At 63.7% G+C, this 16,503-nt stretch carries 14 protein-coding genes; 3 read left to right on the top strand and 11 right to left on the bottom strand.

The features are described from left to right. Positions 1–11: 11 nt before the first annotated feature. The 6 genes from M529_RS46500 to M529_RS46475 all read right to left on the bottom strand — a co-directional run bounded on the left by M529_RS46500 (position 12) and on the right by M529_RS46475 (position 9,063). A complete protein-coding gene (locus M529_RS46500; protein WP_013849891.1) occupies positions 12–350 on the bottom strand; it encodes an ArsR/SmtB family transcription factor in 339 nt (112 codons plus the stop codon). A gap of 52 nt (positions 351–402) precedes the next feature. Beyond that, positions 403–1,326 carry an ArdC family protein gene (locus M529_RS46495; RefSeq protein ID WP_007688077.1) on the bottom strand — a complete coding sequence of 308 codons (924 nt, stop codon included), beginning with the start codon at positions 1,324–1,326 and terminating at the stop codon, positions 403–405. 92 nt (positions 1,327–1,418) lie between these two features. Next, positions 1,419–3,431, bottom strand: coding sequence for a ParB/RepB/Spo0J family partition protein (locus M529_RS46490; protein WP_007688079.1), 2,013 nt, complete (start codon positions 3,429–3,431; stop codon positions 1,419–1,421). 111 nt (positions 3,432–3,542) lie between these two features. Then, a complete protein-coding gene (locus tag M529_RS46485; RefSeq protein WP_013041753.1) occupies positions 3,543–7,742 on the bottom strand; it encodes a strawberry notch-like NTP hydrolase domain-containing protein in 4,200 nt (1,399 codons plus the stop codon). A gap of 66 nt (positions 7,743–7,808) precedes the next feature. Next, positions 7,809–8,675, bottom strand: a complete 867-nt coding sequence (locus tag M529_RS46480; RefSeq protein ID WP_007688081.1) for a DUF7146 domain-containing protein — start codon at positions 8,673–8,675, stop codon at positions 7,809–7,811. A 61-nt stretch (positions 8,676–8,736) separates the two neighbouring features. Beyond that, on the bottom strand, positions 8,737–9,063 hold the full coding sequence (locus M529_RS46475; RefSeq protein WP_007688082.1) for a single-stranded DNA-binding protein: 327 nt from the start codon (positions 9,061–9,063) through the stop codon (positions 8,737–8,739). A gap of 79 nt (positions 9,064–9,142) precedes the next feature. Here M529_RS46475 and M529_RS48845 point away from each other — a divergent pair, with 79 nt between their 5' ends. Continuing rightward, complete coding sequence (locus M529_RS48845; RefSeq protein ID WP_013041755.1) at positions 9,143–9,343, top strand: hypothetical protein; 201 nt, start codon at positions 9,143–9,145, stop codon at positions 9,341–9,343. Positions 9,344–9,673: 330 nt separating this feature from the next. Here M529_RS48845 and M529_RS46470 read toward each other — a convergent pair whose 3' ends face one another. Together M529_RS46470 and M529_RS46465 are read right to left on the bottom strand one after the other, a co-directional pair. Next, a complete protein-coding gene (locus M529_RS46470; RefSeq protein ID WP_001389365.1) occupies positions 9,674–10,438 on the bottom strand; it encodes an IS6-like element IS6100 family transposase in 765 nt (254 codons plus the stop codon). Then, positions 10,404–12,452, bottom strand: coding sequence for a TonB-dependent receptor (locus M529_RS46465; RefSeq protein ID WP_236617754.1), 2,049 nt, complete (start codon positions 12,450–12,452; stop codon positions 10,404–10,406). The genes M529_RS46470 and M529_RS46465 overlap by 35 nt, the downstream gene beginning before the upstream one ends. On the opposite strand from M529_RS46465, the gene M529_RS49945 reads away from it, so the two are divergent. Next, positions 12,445–12,627, top strand: a complete 183-nt coding sequence (locus M529_RS49945; RefSeq protein ID WP_162471683.1) for a hypothetical protein — start codon at positions 12,445–12,447, stop codon at positions 12,625–12,627. The genes M529_RS46465 and M529_RS49945 overlap by 8 nt on opposite strands. A 112-nt stretch (positions 12,628–12,739) precedes the next feature. Here the strand turns inward: M529_RS49945 and M529_RS0125275 are convergent, their stop codons facing one another. Next, positions 12,740–13,129, bottom strand: a complete 390-nt coding sequence (locus M529_RS0125275) for a transposase (protein WP_236617753.1) — start codon at positions 13,127–13,129, stop codon at positions 12,740–12,742. A gap of 48 nt (positions 13,130–13,177) precedes the next feature. On the opposite strand from M529_RS0125275, the gene M529_RS46460 reads away from it, so the two are divergent. Next, entirely contained in the window at positions 13,178–14,011 is an 834-nt protein-coding gene (locus tag M529_RS46460) for an IS5 family transposase (RefSeq protein WP_040601366.1), read from the top strand. On the opposite strand, the gene M529_RS46455 is transcribed toward M529_RS46460, so the two are convergent. Further along, positions 14,002–14,613, bottom strand: a complete 612-nt coding sequence (locus M529_RS46455) for an IS110 family transposase (RefSeq protein ID WP_021320022.1) — start codon at positions 14,611–14,613, stop codon at positions 14,002–14,004. The two genes, M529_RS46460 and M529_RS46455, sit on opposite strands and share 10 nt — an antisense overlap. Positions 14,614–15,059: 446 nt before the next feature. Next, the gene (locus M529_RS46450) at positions 15,060–16,409 is read right to left on the bottom strand and encodes an IS1380-like element ISSp1 family transposase (protein WP_013039775.1); all 1,350 of its coding nucleotides are present in this window, start codon (positions 16,407–16,409) and stop codon (positions 15,060–15,062) included. Between the last annotated feature and the right edge of the window lie 94 nt (positions 16,410–16,503).

Raw genomic sequence — 16,503 nt, 5'->3', positions numbered from 1 at the left:
TTGATGTCCTTTCAGGCAGCACGACAGGCAAGCAGTTCATCCGCAAGTGGATGGCAGAGCTCGGCCCGGCCACCACAGCAGTCCTTGACGAGGAACAGCATCACGGAGCGTAGCGCATCGAGATCGGCGCGGTAGTTGATGATCCGGCTGCGCCGCTCGGATGTGACCAGGCCGGCACGCGCCAGGGTCGCCAAATGCACCGACATCGTGTTCTGCGGGACATCCAGCGCCTTGGCGACCTCGCCGGCGGGAAGGCCTTCGGGTTCGTGACGCACCAGAAGGCGGAAGGCGTCGAGGCGCGTGGCTTGGGCAAGCGCGCCCAACGCGACGATGACAGATTCGTTATCCATATATCCACGATAGCGGATATATGGATATAGTGCAATCGGCGACATGGCGAGATCAAGCAGCCGCCTGCTCGTCCAGATCATCCTCGCAAGCGAGATCGGTTGCCCGCAGCAGAAACCCGGCGGCTTCCTCGGCTCGCGCAGCCGCCGTCAGCAATGCGCGATTATCCTTGCGCAAAATGGCGAGCCAGGATCCGATATAAGCCGCGTGGTCGTCGAGATGGGTGGTTGGGAGACCCACATCGGCGCCAACCAGCGCTGCTGTCAGTTCGGCGACCAACTCCTCGAACGCATATGCCTGATCGCCGAAGCGCTTCCCGAACGATCGGGCAAGCCGGGCTGGATGGCCTGTCCAGTGGCCGGCCTCATGCGCAATGGTGGCTGCCCAGGCGGCGCGCGTGTCGAATTGCTCGACCGGCGGCATGGTGATGACGTCCGCGCGCAGATCATAATAAGCACGATCGCCGCCGCATCGCAGCCGCGCGGGCAGCCGATCGACGAAGCGCTCCGCCCGCGGACCGAGCCGGTCGCCCGGCGGGACGAGGGAGAGGGCTTCGGGATAGAAATCGCCCGGCAGTGTATCGATCTGATCGGCATTGAAGACCGCATAGGACCGCATGACCCGGCGCTGCTCATCGACGAGCTCACCCGGACGTTCGTAGGAATCGACCTTCTTCGAATAGGCTTTGTAGAAGATCGCAAATTGCGACTGCTCACCGGCACGGACCTGCCCGCCGAGGCTTTGTGCTTGCCGATAGGTCATCCAGTAGCGGGACCGATAGCCGCACTGCTCGGCGGCCAGCCATAGCCAAAAGGTGTTCATGCCGCGATAGGGCTCGCCATTGGCGCGCAGCGGGCGCCCTTGCGCGGCGCATGATCGCCAGGGCCGTACCCAGGGACGCACACCGGCCTCGAGCCGGTCGATGATGGCGCGCGTGATGGTCTCGGCCGGCGAGGGCCGGCCCGATGATTGGGTCATGGTGGATACTCCGCGAAAGAGCGGCTGTCTCAGCGCCGCCGATGAAGGGCGGCGGGCGACACGAAAGCGCCGCCCGCCGTTAGGCGTTCGCCTCAGGCGGCCTGTTCGAAGTCGCCAGCATCGCCATCGGGGGCGATCTCCCCTGCCCCGCCGTCGCTGTCGTCTTCATCGCTGAGGAAAGCGGAATAGCTCCGGAAGCTTTCGGGCTTTTCGATCGCGCCGAACCGCATCTCGTCGGGCAGCCAGGAGAGCGCCTTTTCCCGGACTTCGGCCTCGACGATGCCCTGCCCCGAACAGAGCGCAGCGCAGGCATTGGCAAGGTCACCCTTCTTGGCGTCCTTGTATCGGCCGCGCAGCACCGGCCCGCCGATCTCGTCGAGCGCTTCGAGCATGACGTCCTTCTTCACCCGCCCGAAAAAGTTCTGGGCATCGGGCCGCCACCATTGCGCGACATCAATGTCGAGCAGCCGTCCGAGATGATCGTGGAAGCCGTTGCGGCGCCCGCCATCGTCGACGTTGAGTGTCGGCTCCAGCGTCTGCGCCATGACATGGGCGAGCCAATCGGCGCGCGCCTGTTCATCCAGTTGCCGGAAGGCATCGAAGCGGGACGACAGCGTGTTCCCGCCTGCCCAGCTCACATCGAGCGCCTGGCGCTGTTCGGTCAGGACATTGCTCGCCGCGCTACCTTCATCGCGGAAGCTGACGATCGGGAAGCTCGCGGCGGCGGCCTGCAACGTCGCGTGGTCCCGGACATAGCTGCTGGCGAACACCGTCCGGTGCGCCATCAGGAATATCGTGAGATCGAGCGCGAACCCGGCATCCGAGGCGACATGGGCTGCCAGGATCTGCCGGCGCTGGGTCGCGAGTTCGTCAACCAGCGTCGCGCTGAGCCGGGAGGCCGCGACCTTGCCGGACGGTGCTTCGGGTTCTGCATCCTCGCCCGCCTGCCGGATGGCGCGCTCGCTGAACATGCGGCTGTGCACCCGCGGACTGCCATCGGGCGCCAGATAGATGAAGGTGCCCAGCTGGTCCTTGATCGCATCATCGACCATCGTGCGCGACGCCTCGATCGTATCGAGTTCCCGCTCGATGTCGGCGAGACGCGCCGAAGCCGCCTCGGCCTCGGGCGTGCCGTCCTCGAGTTCGGTCTCAAGTTCGCGGATGAGCGCGTCGCCCTCATCCGAGAGACTATCGACGCGCTCCTGCTCGTCCCCGCTCAATTCGCGCAGCGGCGGATGATATTCGTGGAGCTGGCACTCCGTATCATAGGGCACATGCGTCGCGAGAACCGGCGTCACGAACGCCAGCTTCTGTTCGGCAGCGAGCGCTTCCGCGGCCGCTTCAAGCTTCTGGGCGGCCAGCTGCTCGATGAGCTCCACGTCGATCCAGCTCTCGTCCACATCTTCACCGAACAGGTCGCGCTCGATCCGGCCGCCCGCGCCGACATAGGCCTCGCGGCCGACGAACCGTGCCTTGGCGTCGGTCGCCTTGACCGTTCCGTTGAGGAGCGCACGGCGGATATTGTCGGGATTGTCGCCATAATAGGACCGGCTCATGCTCTCGAACACGCGCGCCTGGCGATCGACGTCGGGCGTGACGGCATAAGCCTGGGCGACCCCCAGCGTGATCTCGCCCGCCGCCAGCGCCGCGAATACGAGAGGAGCCAGTTCGGCAAGCCGTACCCGCTGCTCAACGAAGCGGGTCGTGACGCCGAAACGTTTCGCCACATCCTCGGCACTCGCGCCCTTGTCGAGGAAGTGCTTGAAAGCCGAGCACTCATCCGCCGGGTTCATCGCGACGCGGTGGAAATTCTCGGCAAGGCTCGCTTCGGCCGATCCAGCATCATCCTCGAGCACCAGCACCTGAACCTCATGGTCCCCGGCAAGCCGACCTGAATCGATCAGCCGCTGGAGCGCCCGCAAGCGGCGGCCACCCGCCTTGACGGTGAAATGTCCTGCCTTCTTGAGCGGCGTGACCACGAGATTCTGCAACAGGCCATGCGCGGCGATATTGTCGGCGAGGCTGTCGAGGTCGGCATCGCGATTGGATTTGCGGACATTGTCCTTCGAGAGCGAGAGGTTCTTGACCTTCACGGACTGGATCATCGGTTGTCTCCTTCGAGGGTTGCGCCGACCTCGTCGGCCGGCTTGAGCCACTCAGGCCCACCCGGCCGAAGGCCCCCTCCCCTCTCTTCGGTCGCTTGGCGCGGCCGCGGGTCAGTCCGTGATCCTGGCGAGGATCTCGAGGGCGCGGCTCGGGGGAACGAACAGCCGCGTGCGGTGCTGGATGATCTCGGTGAAGCAGCCCGCCGCCTTGAGATGCGGCAGCGCCTCGGGCTTCCAGTCCAGCAATTCGAGGCGTTGATCGCCGGCGACCAAGGCGCGCTTCAGCCGCAGCGCTCCGATCGGCATGATCTCGCCCGAGGTGCGGACGTGCTCGACCCGCGCGCCGAGGTCGATCTCGACATGGGCCGCGATGCCGAATGCGCTGGCAATCCGCTCAACCAGCGGCGCCGGAATAAGACGCCCGAGAAGCGACTGGCCGTCATCGCTCGTCAGCCGCCAGACCTGGACATGATCGTCGGGCAGCTTGCCCCACACCGGAAGCAGCAGGCCAGTGACCAGATAGATGATCTGCGTGCGCGTCTGCGCCGCCATTGCGTCGCATTCGGCCTGCCAGGCTTCGTCGAAGCTCGCCCGGTCCACGTCGGTCCAATGGGTTTCGGCGAAGAGGTCCTGCCGGTGCCGTTCGGTGCGCGTCGGCCGCACCAGCTCATAGCGGCGCACGGTCCGCCCCTCTTCGTCCGTCAGCGAGAAGGTCGGCCGGCAAATGGCGGCCTTGCCGGAACGCGGGTTGATCAACCCGCGCGCTTCCGGGTCGGCCAGAAGCCAATGCGCTCGCTCCAGGGTCAGCGGCCGATATCGCTCCTCGGTTTCGATACGCAGGATCTCGGTTTCGGCGCCGCTCACGGGATCGCGCCGGATCACCGTCCGGTCGAGGATCGAAATACGGTCGGCCGCGATCGTTTCGACGCCAAGATCGAGGGTGCCGGCCTCGCGTGCCTTTTCCACCCGTGCTTCGATCAAGCCGAGATATTCGTCGAAGATCGCGTTCTGCAGGTCGATGCGCAGCGCCAGGATGCGGTTCAACCACCGCTGGATCGTGGGCAAGGTCTCGGTGAGCCCCCCGCCCTCCCCGGCCAGGTTCAAACCGGTGAGCGCCTGGAACTGATCGAAGTGGACCGATTGGAGTTTTGCCTGGAACAGCAGGCGAAACCACTGGTCGAGCGATTCCCGCGCGAAGTCGGACTCCAGATTGTCGCGGGGGTCGAAAAGTCCCTGCCCGCCGGTCTGGCGTTGGCCACGGGTCAGCGCGCCCAGGCTGTCGAGGCGCCGGGCGATGGTCGAGATGAACCGCCGTTCGCCACGGCAATCGGTGGAAACGGGCCGAAACAAGGGCGGGCAGGCTTGGTGGGTGCGGTGCGTGCGGCCCAGCCCCTGGATCGCCGCGTCCGCGCGCCAACCGGGCTCGAGGAGATAGTGAATGCGGCGGCTCTGATTGGGCGCGTCGAGGCTGGCGTGGTAACTCCGCCCCGTGCCGCCGGCGTCGGAGAAGATCAGGATGCGCTTTTCGCCGCGCATGAAGATGTCGGTCTCCGCGAGGTTCGTGCGCGCGCTGCGCCGTTCGATCCGCTGACGGCCGTCGGCATCGACGACGATCCGCCGGCTGCGGCCCGTCACCTCGGCCACAGCCTCCGTCCCGAAATGCCCGATTATGTGATCGAGCGCCGAGCCGACGACCGGCAGCGCACAGAGTTGCTCGAGGAGCTGGTCGCGCATGGCCATCGCTTCCCGGCACAGCACGGGCTGCCCGGCCTCGTCGATCATCGGTTCCGAGCGCACCGTGCCGCTATCGTCGGTATAGGTGCGCATCTGGCGCACGGGAAAGGCCGCGGTCAGATAATCGACCAGGAATTCGCGCGGGGACAGCTCGATATCGAGCCAGGCGCGCTCCTCGGGGGACAGGTCGGCAAGGGCACGATCGAGCATCGCTTCCGAGGTCGACACGAGCTGGACGACGGCGCAGTCGCCGCGCGCGAGATCGGCGGCGATCGCCGGGATCAGCGAGGGCAGCTTCATCGACAGCAGGATCTGGCCGAAGAAGCGTTGCTTGGTCGATTCGAAGATCGACAATGCCGCGGCCTTCGCGCCGCTATTATAGGTGGCACCGCTGAAGCCGTCGGTGACGCGCGTGGCGGCGAGCGCGGCCTGCAGATTGTTGTGAATGATCGCCCAGGCATCGGCATAGGCATTGTAGACGGCGATCTGTTCTTCGCTGAGCCGATGCTCGAGGATGTCATATTCGACGCCGGCGAAGCTGAGCGCCCGCGCGGCATAGAGGCCCTGCGCTTTGAGGTCGCGGGCGATCAACTCCATCGCCGCGATGCCGCCTCGGCGCAGGGATTCCACGAAGGCCCGCCGGTCGGCGAAGGCCGTCTGCGGTCCCCACAATCCGAGGCGTGTCGCATAGGCAAGATTGTTGACATCCGAGGCGCCCGTCGCCGAGGCGTAGAGAATCCGGGCGCGCGGAGCGAGATTTTGCAGGCGGACGCCGGCAATGCCCTGCTCGGACCCTTTCGTGGCGCCGAACCGGCCCTCGCCGCCGGCCACCCCGGCCATTTCATGCGCCTCGTCGAAAACGATGACGCCGCTGAAATCCTCACCCATCCATTCGATCAGCTGGCGCAGCCGCGTGCCCCTGTCGCCGCGGTTGGAGCGCAGGGTGGCATAGGTCAGGAAGAGGATCCCATCGCCCAGCGCGATCGGGGTGCCGAGCTTCCACTGGTTGAGATGCTGGATGTCGAGCGGCAAGCCGCCAAGCGCCGACCAGTCCCGGCGAGCGTCTTCGACCAGCGTCTCGCTCTTGGATATCCAGAGGTGGCGGCGGTTGCCACGCAACCACTGGTCGAGGATGACGCCTGCCACCTGCCGCCCCTTGCCGGCGCCCGTGCCATCGCCAAGGAAAAAGCCGGTCCGATAGGCGTTACCGGCCTCTGCCGGCGACAGCGAAAGACCCTCCTCGCTGGATATGAACCGCCCGGGAAGATCGCGCTCGAACGCCGCGCCAGCGTAGATCAGCGTTTCGAGCTGCGCGTCCGAGAGCAGGCCGTCGTCCAGGATCCTGGCCGGCAGCACGGGTTCATAAGCGACCGGGGGTGCGGCAATCGATCCCATTGCCTGCGATTCGACCAGCGCGCTTGGGTGCTCACGAGCATCGGCAATCAGCAGACGGCTCGGCCGATAGGGCAGGTAAATCCCTTGCGGTTCGCCCGCGGGTGCGGGCGCGTCGAGACGGTGATAGGCGACCGCGCGGGTCGTGGGCAGGGTCACCGCCGCACGCGAGCAGACGGGGCGGGTCCGCCGCGTGAGGCCCCGGAACAATCCGCTGGGGCGGGAGATCGGCTGCGGCTGCGGCGCGCATGGGGTCGCCATCGCATCGATGGCCGCAAGCGCAGCGCCGAGCGTCGTGCAGGTCTGGCGCGGGACCGAGCCCCCTGCCCCGTCCTTTTCGAGGAGTATGAGCTGGACTGCCTGGCCGGTGCCGTGCTTGGCATAGGCATCGGGCGGCAGGTCGAGATGCAGCCGGGCATGCGCGCCCGCAGTGGCGTGCAGCCAATCCGCGTCCTCCGTCTCGATGCGGTCGGGGAGAATAACGGCGCAGCGCCCGCCTGGAGCAAGCCGCAACAGCGCGGAGCGCAAATGGCGAAGCGCGGCATGGCGATCGCGCGCGCGCCCCTGGCTTCGCGAGAAGGGCGGATTGAGGAGCACGACGCTCGGCACCAGTTGCGGATCGAGCATATCGTCGATCAGTTCGCCATCATGCGTGCTCAGCCTGCCTTCGGGAAAGGCGTGACGCAGCAAACGCGTGCGCCAGGCATCGATATCATTGAGAAGGAGGCGCGCGCCGGCGAGATGGGCGTGTACGGCCAGGAGGCCGGTCCCGGCCGAGGGCTCGAGCACGATATCGTGTGCCGTGATCGCGGCTGCCTTGGCGGCAAGGAAGCCGATCGGCGCCGGTGTCGAGAATTGCTGGAACGCGATCTGCGTTTCGCTACGCACGCTTTGCGTGGGAAGCGCCGCCGTCATAGCGATCAGCTGGGCGAGCCGCGCATTCGCATCTGCCGGGAGCGTCGCGTTCTTCAGATGGAGGACCTGCGCGAGTTCGAGCACATCGTAGGCGTCGCGCAATGACCACAGGCCATCGGCGCTCGAGCCACCGAAAGCGGAGGTCATTTCGGCAAGGAGGTCGTTACGTGCAACCGGACATCCTTCGGACAGCCGGTCGGCTATGCCTTGAGCAGCGGTACGGGCGGGATCATCGAGCGGCAGCGTGAGCGCGAGGGGGTGTGTGGCCATGGGGCATCTCCAGGTCTGACACCTGGCATCAGCGCCAGGTCATCAGCCGGAAGGCTCCCTCCCCTTTCAGGCCGCCTCGGCGGCCCGGCGGACACGCCAAGCATCATTCCAGTCCGCGTGCCGTTCCGGCAGCCGGAGCACCAGTTCGCGTCCATTGGCTGTGAGATGGGGGCGGGCTTTTTTGAGCATGGCGGCAGCGGCGGCACCGCGATCGCCATAGACGATGATACGCTTGACCCGTTCGGGGATGGCGACAAGCCCAAGGCGTTCGACCCCGCCCAGCGCCCAGGTGGGCGTTCCGAACCAGGCCATTGCTGAAAGGGCGTCCTCGATGCCTTCGGCAAGGCCAAGCTCCTCGCCGGCCGGCGCCAGACGAATGGCCGCGTCGCCGAGAAGGCCAAGGGCAATCTTCGGCTTTGGCATGGGTTTGTGCAGGATGTCGGCGAGATCGAGGCAGGTCCGCTGGACGGCGACAACCCCCAGATCATTCTCGACCGCGGCGATCATCGCCGGAAAGAACCGGCGGCGCTCACCGGCCCCGACGATGGTGCGCGGGTTGTAGCGCAGGCAACGCGGATAGGGAGGCGGCAGACCGCGCGCCGCCAGATAATCGGCCGCTGGAGATCCGGCGATGGGCTGGCTCGCCTTCCATAGGCGAAGTGCAAGAGCGCGATGGTCCGCGGCCGCCTTCGGGCGCGGCATTGTGAGCGGCTCCGCATCGTGAAGTTTGCGCCGGCGCAAAGCAGCCAGAACATCGCGCGTGTCGCAGCCGGCAAAGCAGTGGAACAGGATCGCCCGCTCGCCCAGGCGTACCGACAGGCTGGGACCATGATCGTTATGTGCCGGGCACCGGCATTCGCCGCGCGTACCGCGCCAGATCCCACCCAGGGCTTCGACAATGGCTTTGGCGCGATGGGGAGCAGCTATGGGCATCGACTAATCCTCGGAAGTGGTGGAGCGCCGCTGCTGATTGCGCCCTCCCCTCCCCGATATTTCACCCCGGCATGCCTTTGGGTGCCAGGATCCCGAATTCCTCGACGATGCGATCGGTTGTGTAGTGCGTCGCGCCGTCGCGTTCATAGGAGTTGTCCTTGAGCCGTCCGGCTATGCGCACGAGATCCCCGACTTGAGCCCGGTCGGCGATATGTTTTCGCTGGCCTTCGCTGAAGACGCTCACGCGGTTCCAGTGGCTGTCTTCCTGCCATTCGTTATCGTCACCCTTGCGGCGATAATTCGCGCAGACCGACAGCAGGGTGACTTTCGGCCGCGCGTCGATTTCCCCGATCCGGCCGATGATCTCGAACTTGGCGAAGTTGATCATGCACCCTCCATGCGCAAGGTCATTTGGCCGGCAGCCTATCGTAGGCGGCTAACTTCGCGTATCCCTCCAGGCGGGGGGATTGAACGATTGCATCAGGCGCGACGCCGATCTCTTTCTCAAAATAAAAAGAATCAAAACGCCGCTGCTCGCAGCGGAAGCTTTTCCGATTCAAAAGGATTCAGATTCAGGAGGCCGAAAGCACAGCATTTCTGCGGGTTTGAGCAAGCTTATCCTGACCGGACGGGGGATTTTGCCTGCCCTTCCGGGGGCGCTTCCCTGACCGATCGGGGGATGCAACCTGACCTGCTGGGGCCTTCCTGACCGTATGGGGGACAGCTTCCTGCTGGAGTGATTCGCTCGCCATAGCGTTCGTCAGGGACTTTCTTCGGCGTCCGCGCTGCCGTTTGCGCGGGTCCGGGCGCTTGGAAACGCGACTCGCCGCACTTCCTCATGGTTTGCTGCTTCGGAGCGAAGTTCCATCCTGACCTCTTGGGGGCCGAATCCGGTGTCTATCCTGCCCTGACTTGACGCGTAAGGACAGGTCAGGCAGATTTTCGGCTCTGTTGCAAAGATTGGCGGCAGTCAGAGGTAGGCTGTCGCTCTGCGCCGATCAGGCGGCTGCTGCGAAATGGTGGTTGAGCATGCCCATGGCCTCCGTCAGCGCCGAGGGCCCAATGCCAAAAGCTCTCTCCACAAGGCGCACCTCGCCCCTGATGCCGGGCTGCAGGCACCAGGGGCGAGCCTGTCCTTTGCGCAGGGCTCGCATGACTTCGAATCCCTTGATCGTGGCATAGGCCGTGGGGATCGATTTGAAACCGCGCACCGGCTTGATCAGTATCTTGAGCTTTCCGTGATCGGCCTCGATCACGTTATTGAGATACTTCACCTGCCGGTGGGCCGTCTCCCGGTCCAGCTTTCCTTCGCGCTTCAATTCGGTGATCGCTGCACCATAGCTCGGCGCTTTGTCGGTATTGAGCGTGGCAGGCTTTTCCCAGTGCTTCAGGCCTCGCAGGGCCTTGCCCAGGAACCGCTTCGCTGCCTTGGCGCTGCGGGTCGGCGACAGGTAGAAATCGATCGTGTCGCCCCGCTTGTCGACTGCCCGGTACAGGTAGGTCCACTTGCCCCGCACCTTGACGTAGGTTTCATCCAGGCGCCAGCTCGGATCAAAGCCACGCCGCCAGAACCAGCGCAGCCGCTTCTCCATCTCCGGGGCGTAGCACTGGACCCAGCGATAGATCGTCGTATGGTCGACCGAAATGCCGCGTTCCGCCAGCATTTCCTCAAGGTCGCGATAGCTGATCGGATAGCGACAATACCAGCGCACCGCCCACAGGATCACATCACCCTGGAAATGGCGCCACTTGAAATCCGTCATCGTTCCGTCCGTCCAATCTCCGCCAAGCATGCTCAAGCTTCACGATTTTTGCAACAGAGCCCGCGAGAGTGCTGATCTCGCCGGCGGCGTTCGGATAGGGGTTCACCGCCGCCGGGATGCGGACATATTGGTAGGCATAAGAGGCCGAGAGCGTCAGCCCCTGCAACGGGTTGACCGTCAGTTCCGCCTCCACGCCATGCAGGCCGCCCTTGCCCGGCGCATTGATCGTCGAGAGCGTCGTGCGTGTGGTGCGAACGCCGCCGATTTCGTAGGGACGGCTGAAATCGACCTGGATATTCTTGTAGTCGCCGGCATAGGCCGCGATGTTGAAACGGGCGTGATTGTCGAAGAATTCGGTCTTCGCGCCGATTTCGAAGATCGACACCGACTCCGGATTGAACGGATCATAATCTTGCGAGCGCGAGTTAGCGCCGCCCGACTTGTAGCCCGTCGACCACTTGCCGTAGACGTGAACGTCGCGGCTGAGGTCGATCGCCAGGTTGACCATAGGGTCGACGCGCGACCAACTAGCGTCCAGTCCGATCGGCCCGCGCACGCCGTTGCGGTCGACAGGCACACCGTCATTCAGCCCGTTGGGGCTGGGGTTCACGATCGTCAGCTGACCATGTTTGCTATCCTTGGTCCAGCGCAGGCCGCCTGTGATGTGGATAGCATCGTTCCAGATGTCGGGCGTCCAAGTCGCCTGGCCGAAAGCGCCAATGCTCTTCGTCGTAACATGGCTGGCGCGGTCGATCTGTGCAGTCGCGGGATCGATGAAAGCGGCCGTATAGGTCGACCCGGCCGCGTCGGTGAAGGTATTGGTGTTGAATGCCTGCGCATTGTCCGAAACATGCTCGCGATAGTAGAGCGCGCCGGCGACGAACTTCACGCGGCCGATGTCGCCGATCGCTTGGATTTCCTGGCTCCACTGGTCCTGGTCGAACAGGGCGAGACTGTTGCGGGCGAACTGGAAGCCGGTGAAGCCCTTGGTGGCAAGCACGGCGGGAGTGGTCGACATGGATGTCGCGGCCGAACCGTTGTCGAACTGGCTCTGGCTCAGCTTGCGGTACGAGCTGATCGACTTCAGGGTGATTTCCGGAACCGCCTGCCATTCTAGCGTCAGACGATGGCCATGGACCTTGCCGACGCTGGGCTGCTGCGGCACGCCGACATTGGCAGTGCGCACGCGGTCGGGCTGGACTGTGGCGGCCGCAGCCTGGATGTTTGTCCCCGCCTCGATCAGGTTCAGATATTGCGAGGTCGACTCGTCCCTGGAGATATCGAAGGAATAGTCAGCGCTAAAGTCGGGCGAAGGCCGCCAAAGGGCCTCGATATGAAAGCCGCGCTTGTCATACTGATTGAAGCCCTCCGACCCGGAAAGCGGGTTCTTCACCAGCGGGTCGCGATGGGCGACAACGCCGTCGATCTTCAGCGCAATATTGGCGAAGGATGGCAGATCGATATGGACTTCGCCCTTGTAGCTGCCAAAGTTGCCGGCGCCGCCGGTCCCGTTGAAATGGAACTCGCCGGTCGGCTTCTTCGTCGTGATATTTACGGCGCCGCCTTCAGTGTTGCGGCCGAACAACGTGCCCTGCGGCCCCTTCAGCACCTCGATATTTTCGATGTCGAAAAGTGCCGTGCCCAAACCTTGAGCGCGGCCCAGATAAACACCGTCGATATAGACGCCGACGCCCTGGTCGCGGGCTGGTTGGTTGCCATCGGACAGCACGCCGATGCCGCGGATGTTCACGATCAACGCCGAGTTGCGCGAATAGAAGGGGGCGATTTTGAGCGAAGGGATGGAGCCGTCGCCGAGGTCAAGCAGAGAGGTGACATGACGGTTGACCAGATCGTCGCTGCGCATCACCGAGATGGAAATCGGCGTTTCCTGAAGGTTCTCCTTGCGCTTCTGCGCCGTAACAACGATTTCGGAGAGGCCGCTACCGTCCAATGCGGTGTCCGCAACAGCGGCATTGGGCGCCTGTTCGGCCGCGAAGGCAGCGGTGGTGCTCAAGGCGACGAAAGCCAAGCTGGAAGCCGCAATTGCCATGCGGCTGCGCATATTAATCATAATGCCCCCTCGGATTGAGCTGTCTAGTCAGGCAGCTCCTGCTGCACGCCTTGGGGAAGGATTGTTACATGGCCGTGAACTATTTATTGCCGCGCTGCACAATGAAACCGCTAAGTGAGGTCGTGCGCCGGCGAAGGTCGATCCACCGATTTGCCGGGAAACACGATTGGCGGCGCTGACCTTCCATGCCGATCACGGTCCACCGCCGCCGCGATAAGTTTCCGTTGTGATCAAGCCCGTTTATCGACCCACAATCGGTCGGCTTTGATGAGCGCATTTGCCATCACTATGAGCTTACGCATCAAGGTGACCACGGCAACCTTCGCGGGCTTTCCGGATTCGATTAGGCTTTGATATTTCGCTTTGAGGTCTGGGTTGTAGCGGGCGGCGACAAGGGCCGGCATGTAAAGCGCACGTCGGACATTGGCCCTTCCGCCCTGAATGAAGCTACGCCCTTTCCATTGTCCTGATTGACGAGCTATCGGAGCAAGGCCTTCAAGGGAGGCTGCTTGTTTGGGATCGAGTGCTCCTAGCTCTGGCATGGTGGCGACGAGCTGGTCAGCAGTTCGTATGCCGACGCCGGCAATGCTTGAGAGCCCGCCCCGAAAGTTGTTGAGCAATACCAGTATGTTGTGATTCAGTCCGTCCTGCGAGAGATGGAGTGATCAATGACATGGACTGGTATTGCCCGGCAGGAGCATAGCCGGAAAGGATTGCGCTATTCCAGCGATATGACGGACCGTGAGTGGTCTTTGGCGGAGCCGTTCATCCCGCCGGCCAAGCGCGGAGGTCGTCGTCGGACGACAGACATGCGCGAGGTGGTGAATGCCTTGCTTTACATAGCAGCCAGCGGCTGCGCCTGGAGGCTTCTGCCCAAATGCTTTCCGCCGGTCTCGACGGTGCAGCGCTATTTCTACGCTTGGCGCAACACCGGTTTGCTCGAGGCCATGAACACGATGCTGGTGATGAACCTGCGCGAGATCGAAGGGCGCGAAGCCTCGCCGAGCGCCGGTGTGATCGACAGCCAGTCAGTAAAAACTACCGAAAGCGGCGGCCCTTGCGGGTATGACGCGGGCAAGAAGATCAAGGGCCGCAAGCGGCATATCCTGACCGACACCTGCGGCTTTCTCATCTTCGTCCTCGTCCACACCGCCGAGATCCAGGACCGCGACGGTGCCGTCGATGTCCTCAAGGCCGTGCGGAAACGCTTCCCGTGGCTGCGACATGTTTTTGCCGATGGGGGCTATGCCGGCAACAAGCTCCGTACTGCCCTCGCCGGATCAGGGGCCTGGACGATCGAGATCATAAAGCGTTCGGACAAGGCGACGGGCTTCCAGGTTCTCCCGCGGCGGTGGGTCGTCGAACGCACCTTCGCATGGCTTGGCCGATGCCGCCGCCTCGCCAAAGATTGGGAAACCACCATCGCATCCTCCACGGCATGGACAACGATAGCCTCCATCCGCATGCTCACCCGCAGAACTGCAAGGTATTGCTACGCTTGAGGAACTTCTGAGTCAGGCACTGAGATAATTTGATGGCGGCGCGTCAACGCTGGATCGGCTGCGATACTTACCGCGATTTCTGCATCGACTTGCGCGATATGCCGGTCGATCTGGTCCAGACGATGTTTATGCTGCCGCTTGAGAAGCGGGATTGTGAGATTTTTCGCCTGGTTCTGTACGGCAATCTTGTCGCGGACCAAGCTGTCGCGGGCGCTGATCAGTTCGGCCAGCTTCGCTTGTCGCGGCGTGATCGCTGGGCGGACCGGAGGCTGTAGTGTCGCTGCCATGCGGGCAAGGATCGTCGCGTCGATTTTGTCCGTCTTAGCAAGAGTGCCCGCTGCTTGCGCAAACCGGCGGGCACGGGCCGGGTTCAATTTAACGCATGGCAGATCCGCCAACGCCTGCTCAAGCCGACGGTGGTAGGCGCCTGTCGCCTCATAAGCGATCCGATCAATCTGCCATTGCCCAAGCCAGACTACCAGTTCCTTGTGTCCCTTGACCGTATTCGCGAACTGCCGCTCGTCACCGGCAGGATGGGCAAACACGTCGAGGGTTGCTTTCGAGATGTCGATGCCGACCGTTTGTGGTAGAGAATTGTCCATCTTTTCCGCTGTCCTATTCTTGTCATCCGGGCCCGAAGCCCTGGTTTCCGTCCAGGCCTGTTGGAAAAGAAAGGGGTGATCACACTAATCGGCGGTCCTCCACGACCGAGACGACTTCGATCCATCCCCTTCCGCCCGATCCGGGGTGGCCACCCCGGATCGGGCATCTCATGATGCCCCAGCAGGCGCAAAACTCATAAGACAAGACAGAACGGAAACCCTGCCGGATTGGCGAGCTGCACGACAACCCCCGATTGTGGGAATTTCCGTCATCCTAACCTCTCTTATTCACGACGCTCGGTTTCGGGCCCGCTCTGGGCATTTGCTGCGGCTGGCTGTATTGCGCGGACGACCGGCATCGCTGGCGTTTGTTTCACCGCATTCGGATTGATGGGCTTTTCGGGTTGAAGGGCTGGGCTCGGAGTTCTGCGGCGCTGCCGCATGGGCTACGTCGGCGCAGGCTTCAGCCGGAGAACGAGGGCGCGGAACAGGTCGGCATCCGGACAGGCGGAAGCGAAGGCAATGCGGATGCGGCTAGCACTTTCTACGACGCGCGCAGCGACCTTGAGCAGCCGCAGGCGCAAGGTGGTAAACTCCGCGCTTGCCAGAGCAGCGGTCCTGGGCATCGCCTGCTGGATGCGCCATAGCAGCCAGTATGCGGCAGTGTGCAGTATCAGGCGCATCTGATTGGCATTGGCCGAGCGGCACGAGGTTCGGTCGCTGGCGAGCTGGGACTTGTGGCGCTTGATCAGGTTCTCGGCCTGACCACGCGCGCAGTAGAGCGTGTCGTAGATGTGCTCGGCCGATCCTGTTGCCAACGAGGTGACGACATAGCGGATGTCCATGCCCAGCGTGCTGGCCTCGATCCGTGCAACGACGCGACGCTGGCACTTCCAGGTCTTTGCCCCATAGCGGGTCTCGGCATAGTTGCGCAGGACGGGACACTGACGCTGGGCGCGCTTGACCGCGCAGGCATCGGCGACCGCAACAATGGCGGGATCGGCGCGCAGCGCTGAATTGGTGGGCAGGCCGAACACGTAATCGACGCGGGCCGCATCGCAGTAGGCCATGACCTCGGGTCGACCATAGTGCCCGTCGCCGCGGATAGTGATGTGGGTATCGGGCCAATTACGGCGCAGGTGACGCACCAGGCGTCGGATGTGCCCCGCCGCCTCCTTTCCAGAAGGCGTCTTGCCTGTGCGCAGCAGCATGGCCACCGGCCTGCCGGTCGCGGTGTCGTAGATATGGATCGGTAGGAAGCAGCGCTCCCCATGATGCCCGTTCCAGAACGAGAGCTGTTGATAGCCATGCACGACGTCGCACGTGTCGTCGATATCCAGCGTGACCGCTGTCGGAGGGGCGGGATAGCTGGCGCAGTAGATGTCGATCATCGCGGCCATCATGCTGGCCAGTTCGCGCGTAGTCGGTGCATTTTCCCACCGGCTCATCGTCGGTTGGCTGGCCAGCCCCGCGCCCGATTCCGGCAGCTTGCCGAGCGCCAGGCGGAAGCCTGGATCGTCGCGCAGAGCATCGAGATCATCGGCATCCTCATAGCCGCACGCAATCGCGAACACACGGGCACGCAGAATGTCATCCAGGCGATGGATCACCCGCGCTGGATCGCGCGGATCGGCAATACAAGCCGCCAGGCGCTGGCAAATCCCCATCGCGCGCTCGGCCTGTGCAAGCAGTAGAACACCGCCATCCGAGGTAAGCCGGCCACCGTCGAACGCAGCTGTGATTTTCTTGCGGCCGACTGCTGGGAATCCAAATGAGCTTGCGATATCATCGTTCATGGCGGGTGTGGCCCGTGGCATTTTCTGCCCTGCGGCAGGTTCGGCTTAGACACCCAGTTCCTAATTCAGATCAGAGGCTTACGCCACTCCCGCC

Source organism: Sphingobium ummariense RL-3, assembly GCF_000447205.1.
Taxonomy (GTDB): Bacteria; Pseudomonadota; Alphaproteobacteria; order Sphingomonadales; family Sphingomonadaceae; genus Sphingobium; species Sphingobium ummariense.
This window is presented reverse-complemented; position numbering and strand designations above follow the sequence as displayed.